Source organism: Streptomyces sp. NPDC127197 (assembly GCF_042672405.1).
Taxonomy (GTDB): domain Bacteria; phylum Actinomycetota; class Actinomycetes; order Streptomycetales; family Streptomycetaceae; genus Streptomyces; species Streptomyces flavusporus.
The window spans coordinates 155,371-178,307 of sequence record NZ_JBHXVG010000018.1 but is presented as its reverse complement, the minus strand read 5'-3'; the positions used below and the strand labels follow the sequence as shown (position 1 = coordinate 178,307).

Genomic DNA, 22,937 nt, shown 5'->3' with positions numbered 1-22,937 from the left:
TCCACCTCCGGCGTCAACGCGGCGGCCAGCCGGGAGGCGGCGGGCCGGCTCTCGTCCCGCAGTGCGGCGACGGCGTCGAGGAGCACGCGCCGTACACTGCTCGGCGCCTCGTCGGCGGCCCGCTCGTACAGGTTCGCGCCCTCCTCCAGGACCAGGCCGGTGTCGATCCCGGCCGGGACCTTGATCCGGGCGGTCCGGCGCCAGGTGGTGACCGGGTCGCCCCACGCCTCCACGGTGTACGTCCAGTGGCCCTCGGTGTCCGGGGTGACCTCGGCTCCCCAGCGGTCGGTGCCGGGGGCGAGTTCACGCATCGGCGTCCACGGGCCGGGGCGGCCCTGCGGATCCCGCAGGACGACGTTGGCGGCGACCGCGTCGTGCCCCTCGCGGAACACGGTGGCGGTGACCTGGAACGTCTCTCCAGGCACTGCCTTCGCCGGGCGCCTGCCGCCGTCCACCGCCGGGTGGACGTCCCGTACCGGGATGCGGCCGATGGCCTCGGTCGTACTCATTGGGTCTCACCTCCGTCGTACTCATAGCCGGGCCCCTGGGCCCGGCTCGGGATCCTGCACCGGAAAGGGGACTACCGCCTTGCCCGGGAACGCCGGCCCGACGGGGGTCCCCGTCGGTGGACGCGGGTCGGGCGTGGACGGCCGTGCTGCTCCCGCAGGTAGGTGGCCTGGCTGGTGCGCAGATAGCGCTCGGCCGCCTCGGCCGCCTCGCGCGCGCAGCGCTTCCCCATCAGCACGCAGAGGGTGTAACCCGAGTCCTCGAAGGTGGCCCGCACCGTGCGGTCGGAGGGGGCCGCGAGCATCACGCGCTCCCAGGCCCGGTACCGCCGCAGCTGCCGGGCGACTTCGGCTCTGGCGGGTAGCAGCATCATGGCGCCGTGTCACCTTCCGGGCGCTCGATGGGCACGTTCCCGACGGTCGGGCCGGCGGCCGTGCGCACGGCGACACGGATCCGTTGCGGCGATCGAGGCCTTCACTCATGGTGCACGTACGGCGACTCAGCGTCTTGTTAGAGCTTCAACAACCCCGGTGTGTTGTGCTCGTGTTGCACGAATGGACTAGCGGCCGCACTGTTGAGGGTGACTCAGAAGCGATCAGCGCTCACGCTTCGTGTTCGGGGGTCGGCCCGCTAGGGCGAGGAGGAGCGAGAGCCTCGCCGGTGAGGAGCCACGACGATGAAGACCGCAGTGCCCTGCTACTACCACCTCGACGTGGAGGTCAGCCCGGAACGCGTCGGACAGGTCAGCCGCATCCTGGCGGCCCACCTCAGGTACTGGGACCTCGAACTGCTCGTCAAGCCCGTCTGCCACAGCGCTGAGCTGCTGCTGAAGGCCATCGACGAACACGCGTCGGACAAGCGCACCTCGATCGAGATGTGGTGGAACCGCCAGCACCTGATCACCGCCGTCGGCGGCGACGACCACGGGCTCCGCCCGGACCTGGATCTCCGTGCCTGCCTGGAGCACATCGCCGCGATGAGCGACGGCTGGGGCTGCTGCGCCACGGACACCGGCAGCAAGGTCATCTGGTTCTCGCAGCGGGCCCGCGCCGGCCAGCGCGTCCCGCTGGTGCCGAAGGCGCCCGCGCCGAGCCTGCGCGAGGGCCTTCAGGTGCCCCGTGAGCTCCCGGTCACCGCACTGGCCGCCCCGCCGAACCCGGCGGACGACGGCGCTCTGGAGGACGCACGGTGACGCAGCAGTCGAACCTGAAGACAGGGGTGCCCGCATGGAGCGGGCACCCCTATCCCTTGGGTGCCGCCTACGACGGCAAGGGCACCAACTTCGCCCTGTTCAGCGAGGTCGCCGAACGGGTCGAACTCGTCCTGGTCGACGACCGCGGGCGGCACCGCAGCGTCCCGCTGACCGAGGTCGACGGCTTCGTCTGGCACTGCTATCTGCCCGACATCGGCCCCGGGCAACGCTACGGCTACCGGGTGCACGGCCCGTGGCACCCGGCCCTCGGACAGCGCTGCAACCCGGCCAAGCTGCTGCTCGACCCGTACGCCACCGCAGTGGACGGCCAGATCGACAACCATCCCTCGCTGTACGAGCGTTCCGCGGCAGGCCCCGACCCGGCCGACAGCGCCGGCCACACCATGCTCGGCGTGGTCACCGACCCGGCCTTCGACTGGGGCGACGACCGCCCGCCCCGGCGGCCGTACGCCGACACCGTGATCTACGAGGCGCATGTACGAGGGCTCAGCCGCACCCACCCGGACGTGCCGCCCGAACTGCGCGGCACCTACGCCGGACTCGCCCATCCCGCGGTCGTCGACCACCTGACCTCGCTGGGTGTGACCGCCGTCGAGCTGATGCCGGTGCACCAGTTCGTGCAGGACGGCCACCTGCAGGACCGCGGCCTGTCCAACTACTGGGGCTACAACACGATCGGCTTCTTCGCGCCCCACAACGCCTACGCCGCGCACGGCACCCGTGGTCAGCAGGTCGCCGAGTTCAAGTCGATGGTCAGGGCGCTGCACGCGGCCGGGCTCGAGGTGATCCTCGACGTCGTCTACAACCACACCGCCGAGGGCAACGAGAAGGGCCCCACGCTGTCCTTCCGCGGCATCGACAACGCCTCGTACTACCGCCTGGTGGACGGTGACTGGGGGCACTACTACGACACCACCGGCACCGGGAACAGCCTGCTGATGCGCCACCCCTACGTCCTGCAGCTGATCATGGACTCGCTGCGGTACTGGGTCACCGAGATGCACGTCGACGGCTTCCGCTTCGACCTCGCGGCCACCCTGGCCCGGCAGTTCCACGAGGTGGACCGGCTGTCGGCGTTCTTCGACCTGATCCAGCAGGACCCCGTGATCAGCAGGGTCAAGCTGATCGCCGAGCCGTGGGACGTGGGGGAGGGCGGCTACCAGGTGGGCAACTTTCCGCCGCTGTGGTCGGAGTGGAACGGCAAGTACCGGGACGCGGTACGGGACTTCTGGCGGGGCGGCGAACACACGCTGGGCGAGTTCGCGTCCCGGCTGACCGGCTCCTCCGACCTGTACCAGCACAGCAGACGCAGGCCACGGGCCAGCGTCAACTTCGTCACCGCGCACGACGGGTTCACCCTGCGCGACCTCGTGTCGTACAACGACAAGCACAACGAGGCCAACGGTGAGGGCAACCGGGACGGCGAGAGCGTCAACCGGTCCTGGAACTGCGGCGCCGAGGGCCCGACCCGCGACCCCGACGTCCTGGAGCTGCGGGCCCGCCAGCAGCGCAACTTCCTCGCCACGCTGCTGCTGTCGCAGGGCATCCCCATGCTCTGCCACGGAGACGAACTCGGCCGCACCCAGGGCGGCAACAACAACGCCTACTGCCAGGACAACGACGTCTCCTGGATCGACTGGCGGCTGACCGAGGAGCAGCGCGAGCTGCGGGACTTCACGCGGTACGTCATCGCACTGCGCGCCGCGCACCCGGTGCTGCGCCGGCGCCGCTTCTTCCGCGGCGAGACGGTGACGCACGCCGGACAGCCGCTGCCCGACCTGGTCTGGCTGCTGCCGGACGCCCGCGAGATGACCGACCAGGACTGGCAGCGCTCCGACGCGCACTCCGTCGGTGTCTTCCTCAACGGTGACGCCATCGCCGAACCCGACGCGTACGGCCGTCCCGTGATCGACGACTCCTTCCTGCTGCTCCTCAACAGCTACTGGGAGCCGGTGGACTTCCGACTGCCGGACATCACCTACGGCGAACGCTGGACGGCCCTGATCGACACCGCCGACCCCCAGGGCACCCCGGACGAGCGGGAGCACAAGGCCGGCACCGGTGTGACCGTCGAGGCCCGCAGCCTCGTGCTGCTCTCGCGGCCGTCACGCAGCGCGGGCTGACCGGGCCGGGCGTCCGCCGCGCGCGGCTCCCGGCCCGGCGTCACCGTGCGCGACGTGACGTCACCGTGAACTGGGCGCCGTCGGGGTCGCGCAGGACCGCCTCCTCGGCCCCCTCGCTCAGCACGCTGCCGCCGTGCGCCACCGCGGCCCGGACACAGGCGGCCACGTCGCCGACCGCGAAGTGGACCTGCCAGTGCGGCCGGATGCTGGGGTCGGGGGCCGTCTCCAGCGCGCCGGACTCGATCCGCGCCACGACTTCCCCGCGGATGCGCATGACGACCTCCTCCCCCTCGTAGGTGACCTCGCAGCACCCGGGGGGCGCGGACGCCCAGTCGAGGACCTCGCCGTAGAAGATCGCGGCGTCGAAGGCGTCGCGGGTGTGCAGCCGGATGAAGGCCGATGCCGCGTGGCGCCAGGTCTCCCAGTCGGAGGGCAGCTCCCCCTCCCAGACGCCGAAGGTCGCGCCGTCCCGGTCGGCGAGCAGCGCCGCCCGTCCGGGCGGCAGGGAGATCGGCCCGACCGCCGTCGTACCGCCGCGCTCCTGGACCCGGCCCACCGCCTCGTCGGCACTGCGGACCGCGAAGTACGGCGTCCAGGCCACCGCCATCTGCCACATGGTGGCCACCGCCGCGATCCCCGCGACGGGTACCCCGTCCGCCATGGCGATCCGGAAGTGCTCGCCGAGTTTGACCTTCCGCCACTCCCAGCCCAGCACAGCGGTGTAGAACTCCTCGGTGGCCCGCACATCGTGGCTGGTCAGACTCACCCAGCAGGGCGCACCCACAGTGGTGTGCGTGGACATGACGTCCGTCGTAGGGAAGGCGGGTGTCGAGTCATGTTTCATGGCAGTCGTCCTGGTCTCGTCGACCGGCAGCTACCGGTCTGGCACCAGTGTCCAACCGGAACCGGTTCTGGCGCCTGCCGAGTACCCCGGTGGCAGGCGGCAGTACCGGTGGGAGGATGGAGAGGTGACACGTGTACCGTCCGACGCCACGGACCAGGTCCAGGCACTGCGGGACGAAGTGGCCCAGCTCAAGGAAGCCCTCGCCTCCCATGCCGTGGTGGACCAGGCCATCGGCATGATGGTCGCGCTGGGGCGGGTGACGCCGGACCAGGGGTGGGCGGTGCTGAAGCAGGTCTCCCAGCACACGAACATCAAGCTCCGCAATGTCGCGGAACTGATTCTGATCTGGGGCCGCAGGGGGGAGCTGCCCCCGGAGATCCGCGTCGAACTGGAGGACGCCCTCGACCGGCACGGTCCGACGCAGATTCCCGGCGCGCCCCTTCAGTGAAGCCTCCTCAGCGGGCCGTCCCGGCCAGCAGCTCCTCGCGGAGCCGGGCGAAGCAGGCGCTGAGCAGCCGGGAGACGTGCATCTGGGAGATGCCCAGCTGCTCTGCGATGCAGCTCTGGGTCATGCCCCGGAAGAAGCGCAGGTACAGGATGGTGCGCTCACGCTCCGGCAGTGCCTGCAGACAGGGCGCCACCGCCACCCGGTCGACGACGACGTCGTAGCGCGGGTCGGGACCGCCGATCGCGTCCGCGAGGGCGTAACCGTCGGTGCCCGGCATCTCCGCCTCGAGAGACAGCGCGGTGAAGCACTCCAGGGCCTCCATCCCGATGCGCACCTCGCTCTCGCTCAGCTGCGCGTGTGCGGCGATCTCGGCGATGGTCGGGGCCCGCCCCGGGGTCGTGTGCGCCAGTTCCTTCACGGAGCGGCGCACCCGGTTGCGCAGATCCTGGACACGCCGGGGTACGTGCAGCGTCCACATGTGGTCACGGAAGTGGCGTTTGATCTCCCCCGTGACGGTCGGCACGGCGTACGCCTCGAAGGCGCGGCCGCGAGAGGGGTCGTAGTGGTCGACGGCCTTGACGAGGCCGAGTGCCGCTACCTGGTACAGGTCCTCGAGGGCCTCGCCGCGGCCCCGGAACCGGACGGCGATGCGCTCCGCCATGGGCAGCCAGAGCCGCACCAGCTCGTCGCGGAGGGCCTTGCGTTCCGGGCCCTCGGGGAGCTGCTGGAGCCGTTCGAAGTCGGCGGCGGTGTCGGGGGCGTCGTCGTGAGGGTGTTGCTTCGTTCTGCCGGCGGTACGCATACCGCGCGCCTCCCTCAGCAGGTGCCGGGTGGACAGACACCGTGGGAAGCGCGCTCGGACCGCACGAAAACACCGGGGCCGGCGAGCCGGTTCCCACGGACGTGCCTCCTGTCCGAAGCACTGCCCTGCAGATTCCCAGGACAAACCGGGACGAAACACCTTTCGTGAATACCATGACGCCCTGCGACCAGGCCGTTCTCCACCGTCGACATCCGGCGGCCGGCGGCTGGTCCGGTCCCGTGTCCGGACGTGATGTGCGGCACGCCCGCGAATCCGCCCGTGCCGATTCTCCCTGCGCACGGCTTGATCAGCGATCAAACGGGTGAATTCCCTGGCCACAGCGCATTCCGCTCATTTGACAGTGCGCCGAGCCCACGGATAGGAAGCAGCTTCGAGAGTTCGAGAGGTGCACCGTGTACGAGCCGAACGTGGTCGGGGACTGGCAGGAGTACGACGAGCATGCCGGCCTGCGCGTCCGCGTCCACCGACTGGAGCGGGCCGAGCCGCCGCGGGGACGCGACGACGCCGCCGAGGGGCTGGCGTACTTCCGGGTCCGCGTGACCGTCGAGAACCGCGGCGAGCAAAGGTTCGGCATCCACCTCGAGGACGGCCAGATCGACCTACGGATCGGCCCCGACGGGGAGAGCGCGTTCCTGGACTGGCGCAACTCACAGTTCATCGAGGGCTACGACGTCTACCCGCTGCGCCGCGCCACCGCCGTGCTGTACGCGGCCGGGCCCGAGGCCGCCCTGGACCGGGTCGACGTCCAGGTGCAGCTGCGGGTGGACGACGACTGGACCGACCGCCGGCTGTGGGCGGGTGGCACCGGTCTGGTCGAGGGTTCCTCCTGTGCCCCCTCCGCGGGGGGCCGGGAGAGCCTCGCCCACCAGGTGAGCAACTTCCTGCGCGGTCAGGCGGAGGAGGGCACCGCCTGACCGGACGGGTCAGTGCGGGATGCCGTCGATGATCTCGCGGGCGCCCTGACGCAGCAGGGCCACGGCGACCGAGGTGCCGAGCGTGGCCGGGTCGAGGCGGCCGGCCCACTCATGGGCGTTGAGCCGCGTCTTGCCGTCGGGGGTGAACACACAGGCCCGCAGGGACAGCTCGCCGCCGCGGTCCACCCGGGCGAACCCGGCAATCGGGCTGTTGCAGTGGCCCTGCAGAACGTGCAGGAACATGCGCTCCGCCGTCGCCTCCCGGTGCGTGTCCGGGTCACCGAGCGCGTTGACGGCGTCGATGAGGTCGTCGTCGCCCTCGCGGCACTGCAGGGCGAGGATGCCCGCGCCGATCGGCGGCATCATCGTCTCGGGGGAGAGAACCTCGCTGATCACGTCGCGGCGCCCGATGCGTTCCAGACCGGAGACGGCGAGCAGCAGCGCGTCCGCCTCGCCGGCGGCCAGCTTCGCCAGCCGCCGGTTGGCGTTGCCGCGGAACGGGACGCACTCCAGGTGCGGGTGGGTGGCGGCCAGTTGGGCGACGCGGCGTACGGAGGAGGTGCCGATCCGGGTGCCGGGCGGGAGTTCGTCGAGGGTGCGGCCACCCGGGTGTACGAGGGCGTCGCGGATGTCGTCGCGCTTGAGGAACGCGGCGAACACCGTGCCCGCCGGGAGCGGTCGGTCGGCGGGGATGTCCTTGACGCAGTGCACCGCGAGATCGGCCGTACCGGCCAGCAGCGCCGCGTCGACCTCCTTGGTGAACGCGCCCTTGCCTTCGACCTTGGCGAGATCGCCCATCCACTTGTCACCGGTGGTCTTCACCGGCACGACCTCGGTGCGCACGTCAGAGTGCAGGGCCGCCAACTCGGCGCGTACACGCTCCACTTGGGCGAGCGCCATGGGGGAGTCGCGGGAGACGATGCGGATCAGATCGGGGACCGGCATGCGGACACGATAGACCGTTGCCGGTCCCCGTCGCTCCCGAGACCGCGGATCAGGCGTTCGGGTCGAACGCGATGCCCGACGGCTTCGCCGAGGCGAGGTGGGAGTTGAAGCTGCCGTCCTTCAGACCGAAGCTGGCGCTGCCGAAGTTGTACGAGGTCAGCTTGTCGCGCACGCCGGCCGGGTAGCCGTTCCAGCCGACCAGCGGCGGGTACTGCCAGGTGCCCTTGTGGTTCTCCGGCGGCTCGTCATTGGAGTTGGCGGCACGGAAGCAGTGCGTGCTGACGCCGTCCTTGTGGTAGACGATCTTCGCGTGGGTGCCGTCGAAACGGATCTGCGACGCGGTGTGCACGGTGAACGAACCGTGGTTGGACGTCGAGACGTACTGCACCTGGTTGTTCTGCACCCACACCACGACGTGCTCCCAGTCGTGGCGGTGGCCGCCGATGCTGCTGCCCGCCACGGCCTGGTCCTTCTCGAAGTACAGGCCGTACATGTAGGCGCACCAGCCGTTGTTGCACTTGTAGCGCGAGTAGCTGTTGGTGTTGTCGAGGTCGGAGGCGTCCCGGCAGTTGCCGTTGAGCGCGCCGGTCGGGTTGAGGCCGCCGTTGACGGTGCCGTCGGGGCCGATGGCGGGCGTGGAGTAGCAGCCGTCCGTGTCGTAGTCGAAGGCCGGCTGATACGTCCGCTCCTGGCTGTCGGCGTTCATGGGCAGCGCGGGCGGCGGGGCGGCAAAGGCGGTGGCGGGGAAGGCGACGACGAGCGCGACGGCGCCGGCCAGGCCGGTGAGCCATCTCCTGCGGTGCAGAGTGGACTTCGGTGACGACACTGCGTCCTCCTCCTGATTCGGGCGCAGCCCAACGGCTGTGGGGGGAAAGGGCAGTTCAGCTTCCCCGGGATTCCCTTCCAGGCCAAGAGGTCACAGGCGTCCCCCTGGTGAAGGACAGCCGACAACTTCCTGCTGACGCTGTGTCAGGCGAGGTGTTCGGGCAGGTCGGCGGTGGACTCCTCGGGCGTGAGGTCCTGCCGCAGCCGCAGCCACGACGGCTGGCGCAGCAGCCCGGCCGTGGTGCGGGTGCGGTAGCGGACCTCGCCGACCAGTCGCGGCAGCACCCAGCGGGCGCCCGCCACCGCCGGCGCGGGGTGGAAGGGGCACACGTCGGTCGCGAGCGCCCGCAGCAGCGCCGCCAGTTCCGTCCGCTCGGCCTCGCTCCAGCCGGTGCCCACGTTGCCCACGTAGCGCAGCCGTCCGGCGGAGTCGCGCTGGCCGATCAGTACCGAGCCGGGCAGGCCGGTAAGCCGCCCCTTGCCGGGCAGCCAGCCGCCCACGACGACGTCCTCGCCGCGCATGTTGCGGATCTTGATCCAGGTCCGGGAGCGCACCCCCGGCTCGTACACCGAGTCCAGCCGTTTGCAGACCAGGCCCTCCAGGCCGTGCTTGAGAGTGGCTTGCAGCGCCTGCTCGCCGTGCCCCACGAGCGCGCCCGGCGTCGACCAGAACGGTCCGTCGAGGCCCAGCCCCTCCAACCGGGCGCGCCGCCGGACGTAGGACTGCCCGATCAGTGAGTGCCCCGCCAGGTGCATCACGTCGAACAGTACGAGGTGGACCGGCTGTTCCGCCGCCCGGCGGGCCGCCCGGGACGGCGCGTGTGCGAGGCTCATACGGGACTGCAGCAACTGGAAGTCGGCGCGCCCCTGTTCGTCCAGTGCCAGGACCTCCCCGTCCAGCACCGCGGGCGTGCTGCCGAGGGCGCCGCCCAGCGGCAGCAGCTCCGGGTAGGTGGCGGTGATGTTCTCGCCGGACCGGGCGCGCAGCAGCACACTGCCGTCGCCGGGCAGGTAGACCACCGCACGCTGGCCGTCCTGCTTGGTCTCGTAGGCCCACTGCGCGTCCTGTGCGGCGGGTGGCAGCGTGCCGGGCGTGGCGAGCATCGGGGCGATCAGCGGCAGGGTCACGGGCCTAGGTGTCGACGGGGCAGGGCGGTGCCACGCGCCCTGCCCACAGGATTCCCCTGAACGGGGGTGGGGTCAGCGGCCGACGGAGGGCGGCGGTACGGCCCGGACCAGGCCCGAGTGGTAGGCGATGACGACCAGTTGGGCCCGGTCCCGGGCGCCCAGCTTCGTCATCGCCGTGTGGACGTGTGCGCGCACGGTCAGCGGGCTGAGCAGGAGCTTCTGGGCGATCTCCTCGTTGGAGTACCCCTCGGCCACCCGGCCCATCACCTCGCGTTCGCGGGCGGTGAGCGCGGTGAGGTCCTCCGGGGTGGCCAGCCGGGAGCCCTCGGCGGGCGTGGCCAGGAAGCGGGTGATCAGGGCGCGGGTGGCGAGCGGGCAGAGCAGGGACTCGCCCGAGGCCACGGTCCGCAGGGCGTCCAGGAACCCATCGGCGGTGACGTCCTTGCCGAGGAAGCCGCTCGCGCCGGCCCGCAGCGCCTCGGCGACGTCCTCGTCGATCTCGAGGGTCGTCAGGATCAGCACCCGGGTCGCGGACAGCTCCGGGTCGGCGCAGATGGCGGACGTTGCGGCCAGGCCGTCGGTGCCGGGCATACGGATGTCCATCAGGACGAGGTCGGGCCGGTGGGTACGGGCGAGGTCGATCGCCTGTGCGCCGTCGGTGGCCTCGCCCACCACCTCCATGTCCTCGCAGGAGTCGATCAGAATGCGGAAGGCGGCCCGCAGCAGGGCCTGGTCGTCGGCGAGCAGCACGCGGATGGTCATGGGTTCCGTCTTCCCTTGCCCGGGCGGTGGGGTACGGCGTCAGTCGGGTGGTGACCTCGATTCCCCCCGGGGACGGTGCCCCGCGTGGAGGGCACCGCCGACGGACCGGACGCCTTCACGCCTGCCGACCGGACCGAATCCCCGGCCCGGAGCGGGCGCCGCGGGTGGTTGCGGTGCCGTCGCCGGTGACGGTGACCGTCAGCTGGTCGGTCCAGTGGGGGAGCCGTCCCTCGCCGAGCCGACGCCGACGTCGGCTGGCGCGCCCCAAAGGGGCGCGGGGCTGTATCGACATGCGGCGCTGCCGCGATGGGGGGAGAAGCCGAGAGCGGGGGAGCGACCAGCCACGACGCACCCGCAGGTGGTGTACCGGACTTCCAGCGGTCGCGCGGAACCTGCTCCGTCCCGAGGCGCGCAAGCCGTTCGCCCCCGGTGCCGTACTTCTGGTCCGACCAGTACGACATGAGGGTGCAGGCGTACGGCTTTCTGCGCGGCCATGACGAGGTGGCCGTCGGGATGCCGCCGCGGGCGATCCGGGTGTGGCGGCAGGCCATCGCGGCGGGCGCGGGCTGGCAGGAGTCCGTGCCCGCGGCCAAGGGCGCGGGGCAAATTACTTGAGTTACGCAACAAGATGGTAAAGTGGGTCCATGCCCACACCCCCGATCCCCGCCGCGCCCGCTTCCCCGGAAGTGACCGAGATCGAGCGGGCGCTGACCCGTATCACCTACCTCAGCACCCGCGCCCGGCAGCACGACCGGCTGATGGCCCTGGCCGAGGTGCCGCTGGACCGCGCCGCCGTGGCGCTGCTGCGACAGGTCGCGGACTCGGAGCCGATGCGCCCGGGAGAGCTGGCCAACCAGCTCGGCGTGGAGGCCTCGCACGTCACCCGCACCGTGCAGCAGCTGCAGAAGGCCGGGTACGTCACCCGCGTACCCGACCCCGACGACCGGCGCGCCCAACGCATCGAGCTGACCGAAACCGGCCGGCAGGCCATCGAGCGGATCCGGGACGTCGGCGCCCGGGGCATGCAGCTGGCCCTGGCCGACTGGTCGCCGGAGGAACTGCGGCAGCTCGCGACCCTCTTCCACCGCATGGTCGACGACTTCCTCGCCGCGGCCGTCGACGACGACACCGAGCAGCGGCCCACCGCTCAGGCCGCCCCCTCCTGACCCACAGCCCACAACCGCCGCTCGTAGCGGGTGCCTTCCGGACACCTCTGTACTGTCCAGTAAGCTCACGCGCCAGGCCACCAGAGGAGGAACCGTGCCCCCGTCCCAGCCGGTCGCCGGCGACAAGGTCGAGGACTTCGAACTGCCCGACGAGACCGGTACGCCGCGGCGCCTGTCCGAACTCCTCGCCGAGGGGCCGGTGGTGCTGTTCTTCTACCCCGCCGCCATGACCCCCGGCTGCACCGCCGAAGCCTGCCACTTCCGTGATCTGGCCGCGGAGTTCGCCGCCGTCGGCGCACGGCCGGTGGGCGTGAGCGGTGACCCGGTGGAGCGGCAGCAGGAGTTCGCCGGACGCCACACGCTCGGCATGCCGCTGCTGTCCGACGCCGACGGCACGGTCCGTGAACGCTTCGGTGTGAAGCGGGGATTCCAGCTGGCCCCCACCAAGCGCGTCACCTTCGTCATCGCGCAGGACCGCACGGTCCTCGAGGTCGTCCGCAGCGAACTGCGCATGAACACACACGCCGACCGTGCCCTGGCCGCCCTGCGCGCACATCGGGCCTGATCGTACGAGAGCCCGACGCGACCGCGCGCCGTCGGTGATACTGGCGGCATGCGGTTGGTGGGCAAGGCCTGCGTCACCGTCTGCCTGGTGCTGGCGGCCGCCGTCGGCTGCACGGAGGGGGACGGCGACCCCGCACGCACCGACCCGCCGACGCCCACTCGCACCACGTCGTCGGCCCCCAACACCCCCACGTCCAAGCCGCCCGACCCCGTGTCGATCCCCGGCCTCATCGCCCGGGAGCACCGCGGATCCGGCCTCCGGCTCGGTACCGTACGGCTGCGCACCGATGCCTACACCCAGTACGCGATCACCTATGAGGCGAACGGCCTGACCATCTCCGGCCTCATGAACGTCCCCGAGGGCAGGGGCCCCTTCCCGGCGCTGGTGCTGGCGCACGGCTACATCGATCCCGACGTCTACACCACCGGTCGCGGACTCGCCCGGGAGCAGGACCTGCTGGCCCGCAACGGCTACGTCGTCCTGCACACCGACTACCGCAACCACGCCGGCTCCGACGACGACCCCGACAACGACGTCAACCTCCGCCTCGGCTACACCGAGGACGTCATCGCCGCCGTGCAGGCCCTGCGCTCGTCCGGCCTCCCGCAGATCGACAACGACCGCATCGGCCTGCTCGGCCGGTCGATGGGCGGCGGCGTCGTGTACAACACGCTGGTGGCGGCACCGGGCCTGGTGGACGCCGCCGTGGTCCACGCACCGGTCAGCTCGCGCCCCGCCGAGAACCTCGACCACTTCCAGCGCCGCAACGGCGACCCGGTCGTTGCCGAGATCGAGACCGAACACGGCAGCCCCCGGGAGAACCCCGCCTTCTGGAAGGAGATCTCACCCGTCACCTACATCGACCGGGTGACCGAGCCGCTGCTGATCCACCACGGCACCGCCGACGACACCTGCCCCCCGAGGTGGTCGGAGCAGACCGCCGCCGCGTTCGAGGCGGCGGGCAAGGACGTCCGGCTGGTGAAGTATCCCGGCGAGGGGCACACCTTCTCCTCGCGGTGGCGGGACTCGATGGACACCACCATGGACCACTTCGAACGCCACCTCCGCTGAACGCGCGACGGACGCTCAGTCCTCCCGGACGTCCGCGGCCACCTGGGCGAGCGTACGACCGCTGCGCACCGAACGGGCCCGACGGGGATCCGGCGTGCCCCGCCCTTGTGTGTGCGCCGCCCGCCCCTTGCGGTCGTGGCTCAACGGCTCCGCGCCGGGAGTCGCCGCACGCCCCTCCGGCTCACGGGTCCGCCCGAAGTCACGCTTGCCGCGGTAGTCCCGCAACGCCCGCTCAGAACTCCTCGTACGCCTCGGGATCCCCACCGAGGCGCCGATGCGCCCGGTCGGCAAGGGCGCTCATCCGGCCGGGATCCAGGGTGAAGCCGAAGATGTCGAGGTTCTCGCGCTGCCGCTCCCGGTTCGCCGACTTCGGGATGGGCAGGGCGCCCAGCTGCGTGTGCCAGCGCAGGACGACCTGGGCGGGGGTCACCCCGAGGGCATCGGCGATGCCGGTCACGACGGGATCGTCCAGGACGTCGCCGGGGGCCAGGGGGGTCCAGCTCTCGGTGAGGATGCCCTTGCCGGCGTGGAAGGCGCGCAGGTCGTCCTGGGGGAACAGCGGGTGCAGCTCGATCTGGTTGACCGAGGGCAGGACTCCGGTCTCCTTCTCCAGCCGTTCGATGTGCGCGGCCGTGAAGTTGGAGACGCCGATCGACCGGACGAGGCCGTCCTCACGCAGCTTGATCATGGCTTTCCAGGAGTCCACGTACTTGTCGACGCGGGGCAGCGGCCAGTGGATGAGATAGAGGTCCACGTAGTCCACACCGAGGCGGGCGCGGGACTCCTCGAAGGAGGCGAGGGTCTCCTCGTAACCGTGGTGCCGGCCCGGGAGCTTCGTCGTCACCACCACCTCCTCGCGCGGGACACCGCTGCGGGCGACGGCACGGCCGACCCCGGTCTCGTTGCGGTAGTTCGCCGCCGTGTCCACGAGGCGGTAGCCCAGCTCCAGGGCGTCGAGAACCGCCTGTTCCGCCTGTGCGTCGTCCAGCGGCCAGGTACCCAGACCGATGGCGGGGATCTTCGTACCGTCGTTGAGCGTGTGCAGCGGGATGCTGATCACTGTCCGACCTTCCCTCGACTGTGCCGTACATCCAGCGTCACGGATAGGGTGAGGATTGATCAACCGGACGGGTGGGGGATGAGGGCAGCGGACGGCATGGGCGGCACCGAGGAGAAGCAGCCGAGGGGGTCGGGGCGTCCCACGTCACGGGACGTCGCCCGGCTCGCCGGTGTGTCGCACACGGCTGTCTCCTTCGTCTTCAACGGCCGCGCCGAGGGCAATCTCTCGCCCGCCACCCAGGAGCGCATCCGCCGGGCAGCCGCCGAGCTCGGCTACCGCCCCGACCCTGTCGCGCGAGGCCTGCGCCGCCGCCGTACAGCCGTGATCGGCCTGGTCACCGACGAGATCGCCTCGTCGCCGTTCGCCGGCCGGCTGCTGCGCGGTGCCATGGAGACCGCCTGGGGCAGCGAGCACCTCGTCCTGACCATCGACTCCGGCGGCGACCCGGCCAAGGAGGACGCGGCCGTCGCCGAACTCCTCGACCGACGCGTGGACGGCATCATCTACGCGGCCATGTCGCTGCGCCGCGTCCGCGTCCCCGAGGGCCTGCACCGCACCCACTCCGTCCTCGCCAACTGCCTGCCCGAGGACGACTCCCTGCCCGCCGTCATCCCCGCCGAGCGTGCGGGAGGCCGTACGGCGGCCCGGCTGCTGCTGGACGAGGGGCACCGCAGGGTCGCCATGGTGGGCGGCCAGGACGACATCGCCTCCGTCGACCGCCTGCGAGGCTTCCGGGACGCCCTGCGCGCCGAGGGCATCACCGTCCCCAAGGAGTGGGTGGTACGGAGCGGAGGCGAGATCACCGGAGGGTACGAGGGCGCGCTCCACATCCTCGACGGCGTCCCCGCCGACGGGCGCCCCACCGGGATCTTCTGCTACAACGACCGGGTGGCGGCAGGCGTCCTGCATGCCGCGACCCGGCTCGGCATCGCCGTCCCCGGCGAGCTGTCGGTGGTCGGCTACGACGACCAGGAACACATGGCCGAGTTCCTCACGCCGCCCCTCACCACTGTCGCGCTGCCCCACCGGGCGATGGGCGAGGCCGCCGCACGGCTGGTCCTCGACTCCATCGACACGGGCAGGACACCGCCCGCGACGGTACGGCGCCTCGCCTGCCCCGTGATCAGCCGTGCGTCGGTGGGGCCAGCTCCCAGCCGGTGACCGTGGCTCCGGAACCCGTGACGACGAGCTCGGGCACATCGTCCGGTCGCCGGTAGACCCGCTCGGTGACCGTGGCCCGGTCGCCGACGAACAGCTCGAACAGCGAGCCGTCGACGAGGATCCGCACCTCGCCGGCCGGCGCCCGCATCACGATCGGCGCCGAACCGTCCGGCCGAGTTCGCGGCCAGTCACCGCGGTCGAGTGTCACCGTGCCCGCGTCCGGGTCCAGCAGGACCGTCAGCTCCGCGCCCGAGGCGGACCGCAGCAGACTCACGGTGGTCCGGCCCGATGCGGTCACGGTCAGGTCGTATGCCTCCGGCAGCGGCGTGCGAAGGCCCGGTGAGGTGACGAACGGTTCGGCCGCACGCAGCAGTTCGAGTTCCGGAGCCGGTACGACCCGCAGGGCGCCGTCGGGATGGACGTCCACCACCCTCGGCGCGGTCAGGACACCGGCCCACCCCGCACGATCGACCTCGCTCTGCTCACGCGCCTCCCAGGACCAGCCCCACATGAGCGCCCGGTCCGGCTCCTGGAGGACGGCGGGCGCGTAGAAGTCCCGACCGTGGTCGAGCCGCCCGCCGGTGCGGGCCTTGAAGCGCAACGCGTCCTCGTCGTACGGCTGGAGACACCCCGTCAGGTAGCCGGTGGCGCACGGGTCTCCGTCCCACAGCGACACCACCAGCACCCACTCCCCGCCCGCCGTCACGTACAGCTGCGGGCACTCCCAGCCGACCGCCTTGTCCCCGAACGCGTCCACCGCGACAGGGTCGTTGCCGTCGAGGAGCACCCCGGCGAACCGCCAGTCGGCCAGGTCGTCACAGTCGTACAGCAGCACCGACGGAGTCCCGTCGGCGTGCCCCGCGCCGACCAGAGCCCACCGCCGGCCACCGCTGCGGAACACGAACGGGTCGCGGAACATCACCACGTCCAGACCGGCGGGCGGGCCGGCCACCACCGGCGTGGGCAGTGGCCTCCAGTCGGTCAGTGTCTCGTCCTCCGGCATCAACGCCCGCGCCAGGCAGATCGAGCCGAGGCCGGTGTGCTGCCGGTCGACGCCCGTGTACACGGCCGTCGGCACGCCGTCGTCGTCGACCACGCAGCCCGACCAGCAGCCTGCCTCGTCCGGGCCGCCGGGGGTCGGGGAGAGCGCGATCGGATGGTGCTCCCAGTGGACGAGGTCGGCGCTGGAGACATGGCCCCAGTGGACGTTCGTGTGCACCGGGGCGTCGGGGTTGTGCTGGTAGAAGAGGTGGTGGCGGCCCCGCCAACGGAAGGGGCCGTTCGGGTCGTTGATCCAGTTGGCGGGGGGACGGACCCTGAAGCGCGGGGCGCCGGGGTCCGTGGACTGAGCGGAGACGCTCAACGGTTGACTCCTGCGGAGGTGATGCCCTCGCGGAGAGGGCGCTGACCGACGACGAACACGGCGACGGCGGGGATCATGGAGAGGACGACACCGGCGAGCACCACCGAGATGGAGCCGGTGCCCAGGTTGCCCTGGAGGGAGACCAGGCCCAGGGGGAGGGTGTAGTTCTGGCCGGAGGTCTCGAGGATCAGCGGGCGGAAGAACTCGTTCCAGTGGTAGTTGAAGGCCAGTACGCCGACGATCGCGAGTCCGGGTGCGGCCAGCGGGGCGTACACGGACCGGAAGGTCCGCCAGGGCCCGCAGCCGTCCAGCATGGCCGCCTCGCCCAGGTCCTTCGGCATGCCCAGGAAGTACTGGCGCATCAGGAAGGTCCCGAAGGCGGTCGGGAAGGCCGGGATGATCAGGCCGAGCAGGGTGTCGGTCAGGCCCATCGACTTCAGCACCAGGAACACCGGCACGATGGTGACCTGCAGCGGCACCATCATGGTCGCCAGGACCAGCCCGAACAGCGGCTTCTTGAACCGGAACTCGAGGCGCGCGAAGGCGTATCCCGCCAGCCCGGCCGTGATCATCTGGCCCACCGCGATCAGCGCGGTCACCAGCGTCGAGTTGAGGGCGAGCAGCCAGACGTCGATCTGGTCGAACACCCCGCGGTAGGCGTCGGCGGACGGGTCCGTCGGGATGAGCTTCGGCGGCAGGTCGAAGGCCTCGGCCGGGGTGCGCAGCGAGGTGGAGACGGTCCAGATGACCGGGCCCAGGGTCAGCAGGGCGCACACGGTCAGCCCGGCGATCCGGGCCCACGGCGCGAGCGAGTACCGCGTACGGCTCAGGGACAGGGTTGCTTGGCTCAAGGTACTCACCCGGCTCACTGGTAGTGGACGAAACGCCGGCTGAGCCGGAACTGGAGTGCGGTGACCGCCATGATCAGTACGAACAGCAGCACGCCCACCGCCGAGGCCTCACCGAAGCGGAGCTGCTCGAACGCGCTCTCGTAGATGACCATCACCACGGTCCGGGTGGCGTCACCGGGCCCACCATTGGTGAGGACGTACGGCTGCTCGAAGACCTGCAGCGCGTTGATGATGCCGACCACCGAGGCGACCAGCAGCGTGGGCGACAGCAGCGGCAGCGTGACGGCGAGGTGCTTGCGCAGCCCGGTCGCGCCGTCGAGCGAGGCGGCTTCGTGGATCTCCTTGGGGATGTTGTTCAGGCCGCCGACGAACAGCAGGAACGAGAACCCGAACTGCTGCCAGACGTAGACCAGGACGACCGTCGCCATCGCCGCGTTCTCGGACGTCAGCCATGGCACCGGGGCGATCCCGACGAAGCCGAGCAGCCAGTTCACGACCCCGAAGTCCTGGTTGAACAGGTACTTCATCACCACCGAGATCGACGCGGCGGACAGCACCAGCGGGAAGAAGAACGCCGAGCGGAACACCGAACGCAGCCACACCGGCATGCGCCCGTTCACCGCCAGGGCCAGCATCAGGGCGATGAGCAGTTGCAGCGCGACCGCGAACACCATGAACACGAGCGTGTTGCGGAAGGAGACCAGCACGGTCGAATCGCCGAACGCCTCACGGTAGTTGGCGGCCCCGGCGAAGCTCGGGTCGTCGATCACGTTCCAGTGGAAGAGGCTGAGGACCACCGAGCCGACGATCGGGACGACCGTGAAGACGACGATGCCGACGATGGTGGGCGCCAGGAACAGCGTGGCCAGCAGTCGGGTGCCACGGTCACGGGCGGAGGGCCGGGGCGCGACAGCCGGTGGCGCCGTCGGCTGCTTCGGCCGTACGGCCGGTATCTGGGTGTTCGTCATACGTCACGCTCCATGGCCTTCTCCAGGTCGCCCTGCATCCGGCGCAGCGCGGGGGCCACCGAGCGCCGGGAGGCCAGGGCGGTGCCGGTGTGCTTGAGCAGCACCTGCTCGACCTCGGCGACCTGCGGCGGCGCGGGGATCGGCCCGGTGTCGGGGAACTTGTCGAGGGTGTCGTAGAAGACCTGCCAGTGCTTGGGGCCGATCTCCCGGTAACGGTCGGCGGTCAGCATCGAACGGCGCGCCGGAGTGGTCTGGTTGGTCTCGAACAGTCGCATCAGGGTGTCCCGGCGGGCGGCGTACTTGATGAACTCCCAGGCCTCCTCCTGCCGCTTCGACGTGCGCAGCAGTGCGTAGCCGGCGGCGCCGTACTGCATGCGCTGGGTGCGCCAGCGCGGGAAGTACTGCACGTCGAAGCCGTCGGCCTTCATGCCGGCCAGGTGCAGGCCGCCCGCCCAGAAGCCGCCCGCGGGCGTGACGCCGACCCGTCCGGTGGAGAACACGCCGATGAGGTTCTGGCCGTTGCCGCCTTCGGGGCGGGTGCACAGGCCCTCCTGGATGAGGGAGGCGAGATAGTCGTACGCCTCCTCCACGCGGGCGTCGGTGGCCTGCGGGGTGGTCCAGCGGAAACCGCCCCCGCGCCCCTGCCGCTGGGCGGCCGGGTAGAAGGAGTCCCACAGCCAGGCGCCGCCCGGCGCCTTGGACTCGGCGAGCAGGTTGGTGTCGTTGGCGAACAGCCAGGGCACCACCCCGCCCCACAGCCGGTTGGTCCAGAAGTACGGCGTGAACTGGGAGCCGCTGGACTTCTTCATGTCCCGCAACAGCGCGGTGAAGTCGTCGCGGTTCCAGTCGGCCGCCGGGAAGTCCGCGCCCGCGCGCTTGAGCACCTGGGTGTTGAGGTACATGTCGGCCGCGTTGAACTCGACCGGCAACTGGTAGAGGCTCCCCTCGTACATCATCGACTCCACCAGCGAGGGATGGACGTCGGCGAAGTACTCACGCAACTCCCCGGCGTCCCGCTTGACCCAGTCGTCCAGCCGGACCCCGAGGCGCTGCGCGAACAACTGGACGCCCTCGGTGGCGACGTAGACGAGGTCGGGCGCGGTGCCCGCCGCGATCTGGGTGAGGATCTTCGCGAAGAAGTCCGACCAGTCGACGGCCTGCACCGCGTTGATCCGCAGCTTGATGTCGGGATGGACCTTCTTGAAACCCTCGGTGAGCGTGCGGACGGCCTCCGGCCCGTAGGCGGGGCCGAGGGTGGCGACGACGAGGGAGCCGTCGTCGCGGCCGGGGATGTCGGCTCCGGTGAGCCGGTCCCAGCTCGCTGCGGTGCCGGCCAGCGCGGCGGCTCCCGCGCCGTAGGCGCCGTACCGCAGCAGTGTGCGGCGGGTGAGGTGCGAGTCGGTCATTGAAGGGGCCTAACTCGTGTTAGCCAAGGTGTGATGCCCCAGATGATGAGAAGCGTGTCACCTGCCTGTCAAGGCCCGCGAACACTTGACCTTTAACGAGTTAGGTCGCACAGTCCTGGTCCACGGAGCCGCCGTTCTGACGAGAGGAACGATGTGTGATGCATGGGATGACCAGAAGAGCGCTGTTCGCTGGTTCGGCCGCGGGGACCGCGGCCGCGTTACTGCCTGCCGTGCCCGCCACGGCCGGGCCCAAGACCCGGGCCGCCTGCGCGAGTTACCGCGCCCGGTATCACTTCACGGTCCCCGACCAGTGGAAGAACGACCCTCAGCGCCCGATCTGGGTCGACGGCGAGTACCACTACTACTACCTGTACAACCCGGACTACTTCACCGGCGGCACCACCGCGGGCACCGCCTGGCGTCTGGCCACCAGCACCGACCTGGTCCACTTCACGGACCAGGGGATCGCCGTGTCCAAGGACACCACACCCAACGGCGACGTGTGGTCCGGCTCGGCGGTGGTGGACACCGACAACACCGCGGGCTTCGGGGCCGGCGCGGTCGTCGTGCTCGCCACCATGGAACCCGTGGAGGGCGCCAACACGCAGGCCCAGTACCTGTACTACTCCACCGACGGCGGCCGCACCTTCACCCACCACGGCACCGATCCGGTGCTGGCCAACCCCGGCGTGCGCGACTTCCGCGACCCGAAGGTGATCCGCGACGAGGAGCGCGGCTGGTGGGTGATGGCGCTCGCCGAGAACAACAAGATCGGCTTTTACCACTCGTCGAACCTCAGGTCCTGGACCTACGTGAGCGGCTTCGTCAAGGACGGCATCGGCGTGCTGGAGTGCCCCGACCTGTTCCGCATCAGGGCCGAGGACGGCACTGTGCGCTGGGTGCTGGGGGTGAGCGCCAACGGCAAGGGCTCAGGACTGCCCAACACCTACGCCTACTGGACCGGAGCCTTCGACGGCACCACCTTCACTCCCGACGCGTCCGAGCCGCAGTGGCTGGACCACGGCTGGGACTGGTACGGGGCGGTCACCTTCGAGAAACGGGACGCGGACGGCCGACTCGACGAGGGCACGCGGTACGCCATCGGCTGGCTGAACAACTGGGACTACGCCAACACCACACCCACGATCGACTGCGACGGCTTCAACGGCACCGACTCGATCGTCCGCGAGATCGCGCTCAAGCGCGCTCCGTCCGGCATGTACTACTTCGCCTCACGTCCCGTTGCCGCACTGGACTCGTACGTGTCCCGCACGCTGAACCTCGGCGACCTGGAGGTGGACGGCACCCGAGTCCTCGACCACCGGGGCACGGCCTACGAGGTGACGTGCGAGATCACCTGGGACCAACTGACCGGCGCCGGCCTCCAACTGCGCCGTTCCCCCGACGGTGTCCGCCACATCGACGCCGGCGTCTACGGCGACTACGCCTTCCTCAACCGCCGGCCCACCGTGAACCCCGACACCTCCGGCCGATGGCAGGAGAGCAAGAGCCCCTTCGACCCCTCCGCCCGCCGGGTGCGGCTGCGGATCCTCGTCGACCGCACGTCGGTGGAGATGTTCGTCGACGACGGCCGGTACGTGCACTCGTCGGAGGTCTTCCCGTATCTCCTCGACGACCGGCTCGCACTGTTCACGATCGGCGGCCGGGCGGTGTTCCGGAACACGGTGATACGGGAGTTCGCCGTGTGAGACCAGCGGGTCCGTCGTCTCGGAGTGTGGCGCTGTCGCCTCGGTCGGCGATCGCTGTCACGATCTCTCCGGAAGTCGAGACACCCACGACCAACGGAGTGCGCATGACGACGGGCAGCCGTACGACGGACCAGGCGGGGCGGGACGCCGGGCTGGAGGTGCAGCCGGTCGCCGGGCACATCGGGGCCGAGATCGCGGGCGTCGACCTGGCCGGGGAGCTGGACGACGCCCAGGTGGCCGTGATCCGGGCGGCGGTACTGCGCTGGAAGGTCGTGTTCTTCCGCGGGCAGCGGCTGGACCACGCCGCGCATGTGGCGTTCGCGCGCCGGTTCGGCGAACCGGTCGTCCTCGGGCGGCGCGGGGGAGCGTCACCGGCCGACTTCCCGGAGATCGAGACGACCGCCGACCGGCTGGAACTCGGCGGGCGGTTCGGCATGGAGCACGACGAGTGGCTGCAGCGCCGCCGGCACACCCTGCTGCGCGGCTGGCACTGCGACCACGGGGCCCGTGTCGACCCGCCTGCCGCGACCATCCTGCGCGCCGAGACCGTCCCGCCGTACGGCGGCGACACCACCTGGTCGAATCTGGCGGCGGCGTACACCGGACTGTCCGCCCCGGTACGGGAGTTCGTGGACGGACTGCGTGCCGAACACCGGCTCGGCGTCGGCTACCAGCCGCGGCCCGGCGACGACGCCTACGTCAGGCATCTGCTGGACCATCAGGTCGCCTCCGTGCACCCGCTGGTGCGCGTGCACCCGGAGACCGGCGAGCGGGTGCTGTTCGTCAACGGCTACTACGTCGAGCAGATCGCCGACCTCTCCCGCGCCGAGAGCCGGGCGATCCTGGACATGCTGCTGGAGCAGGCGGTCCGCCCCGAGTACACCGTCCGTTTCCGCTGGGAGCCGGGCAGCGTGGCCTTCTGGGACAACCGGGCCACCATCCACCTCGCGCCCAGCGACAACGCCCACCTCGGCTTCCCCCGCATCATGCACCGGGTGATGCTCGCCGGGGACGTGCCGGTCGGGGTGGACGGCAAGCCGTCGGAGCCGGTCGTCGGCACCGAGCCGGGGCGCTGGTGACGTCCC

Annotated in this window: 26 protein-coding genes; 11 read left to right on the top strand and 15 right to left on the bottom strand. The window is 70.9% G+C overall.

The features are described from left to right. Together ACFVJQ_RS26690 and ACFVJQ_RS26685 are read right to left on the bottom strand one after the other, a co-directional pair. The coding region (locus ACFVJQ_RS26690; RefSeq protein WP_385787576.1) for a maltotransferase domain-containing protein at nucleotides 1–509 on the bottom strand (509 nt) is incomplete at its 3' end. A 71-nt stretch (nucleotides 510–580) separates the two neighbouring features. Then, nucleotides 581–877, bottom strand: coding sequence for a DUF5133 domain-containing protein (locus ACFVJQ_RS26685; RefSeq protein ID WP_385787594.1), 297 nt, complete (start codon nucleotides 875–877; stop codon nucleotides 581–583). A gap of 306 nt (nucleotides 878–1,183) precedes the next feature. Here ACFVJQ_RS26685 and ACFVJQ_RS26680 point away from each other — a divergent pair, with 306 nt between their 5' ends. Both ACFVJQ_RS26680 and glgX read left to right on the top strand, forming a co-directional pair. Beyond that, entirely contained in the window at nucleotides 1,184–1,699 is a 516-nt protein-coding gene (locus tag ACFVJQ_RS26680) for a pep a2 (RefSeq protein ID WP_224737817.1), read from the top strand. A gap of 26 nt (nucleotides 1,700–1,725) precedes the next feature. After that, on the top strand, nucleotides 1,726–3,843 hold the full coding sequence (glgX, locus tag ACFVJQ_RS26675; protein ID WP_385516247.1) for a glycogen debranching protein GlgX: 2,118 nt from the start codon (nucleotides 1,726–1,728) through the stop codon (nucleotides 3,841–3,843). Between the two features lie 40 nt (nucleotides 3,844–3,883). Here glgX and ACFVJQ_RS26670 read toward each other — a convergent pair whose 3' ends face one another. Continuing rightward, entirely contained in the window at nucleotides 3,884–4,687 is an 804-nt protein-coding gene (locus tag ACFVJQ_RS26670; protein WP_385516204.1) for a VOC family protein, read from the bottom strand. A 124-nt stretch (nucleotides 4,688–4,811) separates the two neighbouring features. Between ACFVJQ_RS26670 and ACFVJQ_RS26665 the strand changes: the two genes are divergently transcribed. Continuing rightward, entirely contained in the window at nucleotides 4,812–5,135 is a 324-nt protein-coding gene (locus ACFVJQ_RS26665; protein ID WP_385516205.1) for an ANTAR domain-containing protein, read from the top strand. A gap of 7 nt (nucleotides 5,136–5,142) precedes the next feature. Here ACFVJQ_RS26665 and ACFVJQ_RS26660 read toward each other — a convergent pair whose 3' ends face one another. Next, nucleotides 5,143–5,937, bottom strand: a complete 795-nt coding sequence (locus ACFVJQ_RS26660) for a SigB/SigF/SigG family RNA polymerase sigma factor (protein WP_385516206.1) — start codon at nucleotides 5,935–5,937, stop codon at nucleotides 5,143–5,145. Nucleotides 5,938–6,350: 413 nt separating this feature from the next. Here ACFVJQ_RS26660 and ACFVJQ_RS26655 point away from each other — a divergent pair, with 413 nt between their 5' ends. After that, nucleotides 6,351–6,872, top strand: coding sequence for a hypothetical protein (locus tag ACFVJQ_RS26655; protein ID WP_385516207.1), 522 nt, complete (start codon nucleotides 6,351–6,353; stop codon nucleotides 6,870–6,872). A 9-nt stretch (nucleotides 6,873–6,881) separates the two neighbouring features. Here the strand turns inward: ACFVJQ_RS26655 and hemC are convergent, their stop codons facing one another. The 5 genes from hemC to ACFVJQ_RS26630 form a co-directional block, all read right to left on the bottom strand. Beyond that, on the bottom strand, nucleotides 6,882–7,817 hold the full coding sequence (hemC, locus tag ACFVJQ_RS26650; RefSeq protein WP_385516208.1) for a hydroxymethylbilane synthase: 936 nt from the start codon (nucleotides 7,815–7,817) through the stop codon (nucleotides 6,882–6,884). Nucleotides 7,818–7,866: 49 nt separating this feature from the next. Next, on the bottom strand, nucleotides 7,867–8,643 hold the full coding sequence (locus ACFVJQ_RS26645) for an NPP1 family protein (RefSeq protein WP_385787569.1): 777 nt from the start codon (nucleotides 8,641–8,643) through the stop codon (nucleotides 7,867–7,869). Between the two features lie 143 nt (nucleotides 8,644–8,786). Next, complete coding sequence (locus ACFVJQ_RS26640) at nucleotides 8,787–9,770, bottom strand: ATP-dependent DNA ligase (RefSeq protein WP_385787566.1); 984 nt, start codon at nucleotides 9,768–9,770, stop codon at nucleotides 8,787–8,789. 72 nt (nucleotides 9,771–9,842) lie between these two features. Further along, complete coding sequence (locus ACFVJQ_RS26635; RefSeq protein ID WP_385516211.1) at nucleotides 9,843–10,532, bottom strand: response regulator; 690 nt, start codon at nucleotides 10,530–10,532, stop codon at nucleotides 9,843–9,845. 115 nt (nucleotides 10,533–10,647) lie between these two features. Then, complete coding sequence (locus ACFVJQ_RS26630) at nucleotides 10,648–10,824, bottom strand: hypothetical protein (RefSeq protein WP_385787563.1); 177 nt, start codon at nucleotides 10,822–10,824, stop codon at nucleotides 10,648–10,650. A gap of 137 nt (nucleotides 10,825–10,961) precedes the next feature. Here ACFVJQ_RS26630 and ACFVJQ_RS26625 point away from each other — a divergent pair, with 137 nt between their 5' ends. The 4 genes from ACFVJQ_RS26625 to ACFVJQ_RS26610 all read left to right on the top strand — a co-directional run bounded on the left by ACFVJQ_RS26625 (nucleotide 10,962) and on the right by ACFVJQ_RS26610 (nucleotide 13,334). Continuing rightward, complete coding sequence (locus ACFVJQ_RS26625; RefSeq protein WP_385787560.1) at nucleotides 10,962–11,147, top strand: oxidoreductase C-terminal domain-containing protein; 186 nt, start codon at nucleotides 10,962–10,964, stop codon at nucleotides 11,145–11,147. 29 nt (nucleotides 11,148–11,176) lie between these two features. Then, a complete protein-coding gene (locus ACFVJQ_RS26620) occupies nucleotides 11,177–11,698 on the top strand; it encodes a MarR family winged helix-turn-helix transcriptional regulator (RefSeq protein WP_385516213.1) in 522 nt (173 codons plus the stop codon). A 94-nt stretch (nucleotides 11,699–11,792) separates the two neighbouring features. Further along, entirely contained in the window at nucleotides 11,793–12,263 is a 471-nt protein-coding gene (locus tag ACFVJQ_RS26615; RefSeq protein WP_385516214.1) for a peroxiredoxin, read from the top strand. Between the two features lie 48 nt (nucleotides 12,264–12,311). After that, nucleotides 12,312–13,334, top strand: a complete 1,023-nt coding sequence (locus tag ACFVJQ_RS26610) for an alpha/beta hydrolase family protein (RefSeq protein WP_385787556.1) — start codon at nucleotides 12,312–12,314, stop codon at nucleotides 13,332–13,334. Nucleotides 13,335–13,349: 15 nt separating this feature from the next. Here ACFVJQ_RS26610 and ACFVJQ_RS26605 read toward each other — a convergent pair whose 3' ends face one another. After that, a complete protein-coding gene (locus ACFVJQ_RS26605; protein ID WP_385787553.1) occupies nucleotides 13,350–13,559 on the bottom strand; it encodes a hypothetical protein in 210 nt (69 codons plus the stop codon). A 7-nt stretch (nucleotides 13,560–13,566) separates the two neighbouring features. After that, entirely contained in the window at nucleotides 13,567–14,394 is an 828-nt protein-coding gene (locus tag ACFVJQ_RS26600) for an aldo/keto reductase (protein WP_385787550.1), read from the bottom strand. A 96-nt stretch (nucleotides 14,395–14,490) separates the two neighbouring features. On the opposite strand from ACFVJQ_RS26600, the gene ACFVJQ_RS26595 reads away from it, so the two are divergent. Then, nucleotides 14,491–15,555 (top strand): LacI family DNA-binding transcriptional regulator, encoded by a 1,065-nt coding sequence (locus ACFVJQ_RS26595; RefSeq protein ID WP_385787591.1) that lies wholly within the window; start codon nucleotides 14,491–14,493, stop codon nucleotides 15,553–15,555. Here ACFVJQ_RS26595 and ACFVJQ_RS26590 read toward each other — a convergent pair. Genes ACFVJQ_RS26590 through ACFVJQ_RS26575 form a run of 4 tightly spaced genes read right to left on the bottom strand, consistent with a single transcriptional unit; the run spans nucleotide 15,518 to nucleotide 20,143 of the window. Beyond that, nucleotides 15,518–16,918: a glycoside hydrolase family 32 protein gene (locus ACFVJQ_RS26590; protein ID WP_385787547.1), complete on the bottom strand. Its 1,401-nt coding sequence runs from the start codon at nucleotides 16,916–16,918 to the stop codon at nucleotides 15,518–15,520. The genes ACFVJQ_RS26595 and ACFVJQ_RS26590 overlap by 38 nt on opposite strands. Then, on the bottom strand, nucleotides 16,915–17,769 hold the full coding sequence (locus tag ACFVJQ_RS26585; protein ID WP_385787544.1) for a carbohydrate ABC transporter permease: 855 nt from the start codon (nucleotides 17,767–17,769) through the stop codon (nucleotides 16,915–16,917). The genes ACFVJQ_RS26590 and ACFVJQ_RS26585 overlap by 4 nt, the downstream gene beginning before the upstream one ends. Nucleotides 17,770–17,783: 14 nt before the next feature. Next, nucleotides 17,784–18,737, bottom strand: coding sequence for a carbohydrate ABC transporter permease (locus ACFVJQ_RS26580; protein ID WP_385516219.1), 954 nt, complete (start codon nucleotides 18,735–18,737; stop codon nucleotides 17,784–17,786). Continuing rightward, complete coding sequence (locus tag ACFVJQ_RS26575) at nucleotides 18,734–20,143, bottom strand: extracellular solute-binding protein (RefSeq protein ID WP_385787541.1); 1,410 nt, start codon at nucleotides 20,141–20,143, stop codon at nucleotides 18,734–18,736. Before ACFVJQ_RS26575 ends, ACFVJQ_RS26580 begins: the two co-directional genes overlap by 4 nt. Before the next feature lie 158 nt (nucleotides 20,144–20,301). On the opposite strand from ACFVJQ_RS26575, the gene ACFVJQ_RS26570 reads away from it, so the two are divergent. Beyond that, complete coding sequence (locus ACFVJQ_RS26570) at nucleotides 20,302–21,852, top strand: glycoside hydrolase family 32 protein (RefSeq protein ID WP_385787538.1); 1,551 nt, start codon at nucleotides 20,302–20,304, stop codon at nucleotides 21,850–21,852. A gap of 104 nt (nucleotides 21,853–21,956) precedes the next feature. After that, nucleotides 21,957–22,931, top strand: a complete 975-nt coding sequence (locus tag ACFVJQ_RS26565) for a TauD/TfdA dioxygenase family protein (protein WP_385516222.1) — start codon at nucleotides 21,957–21,959, stop codon at nucleotides 22,929–22,931. The last annotated feature ends 6 nt before the right edge of the window (nucleotides 22,932–22,937 follow it).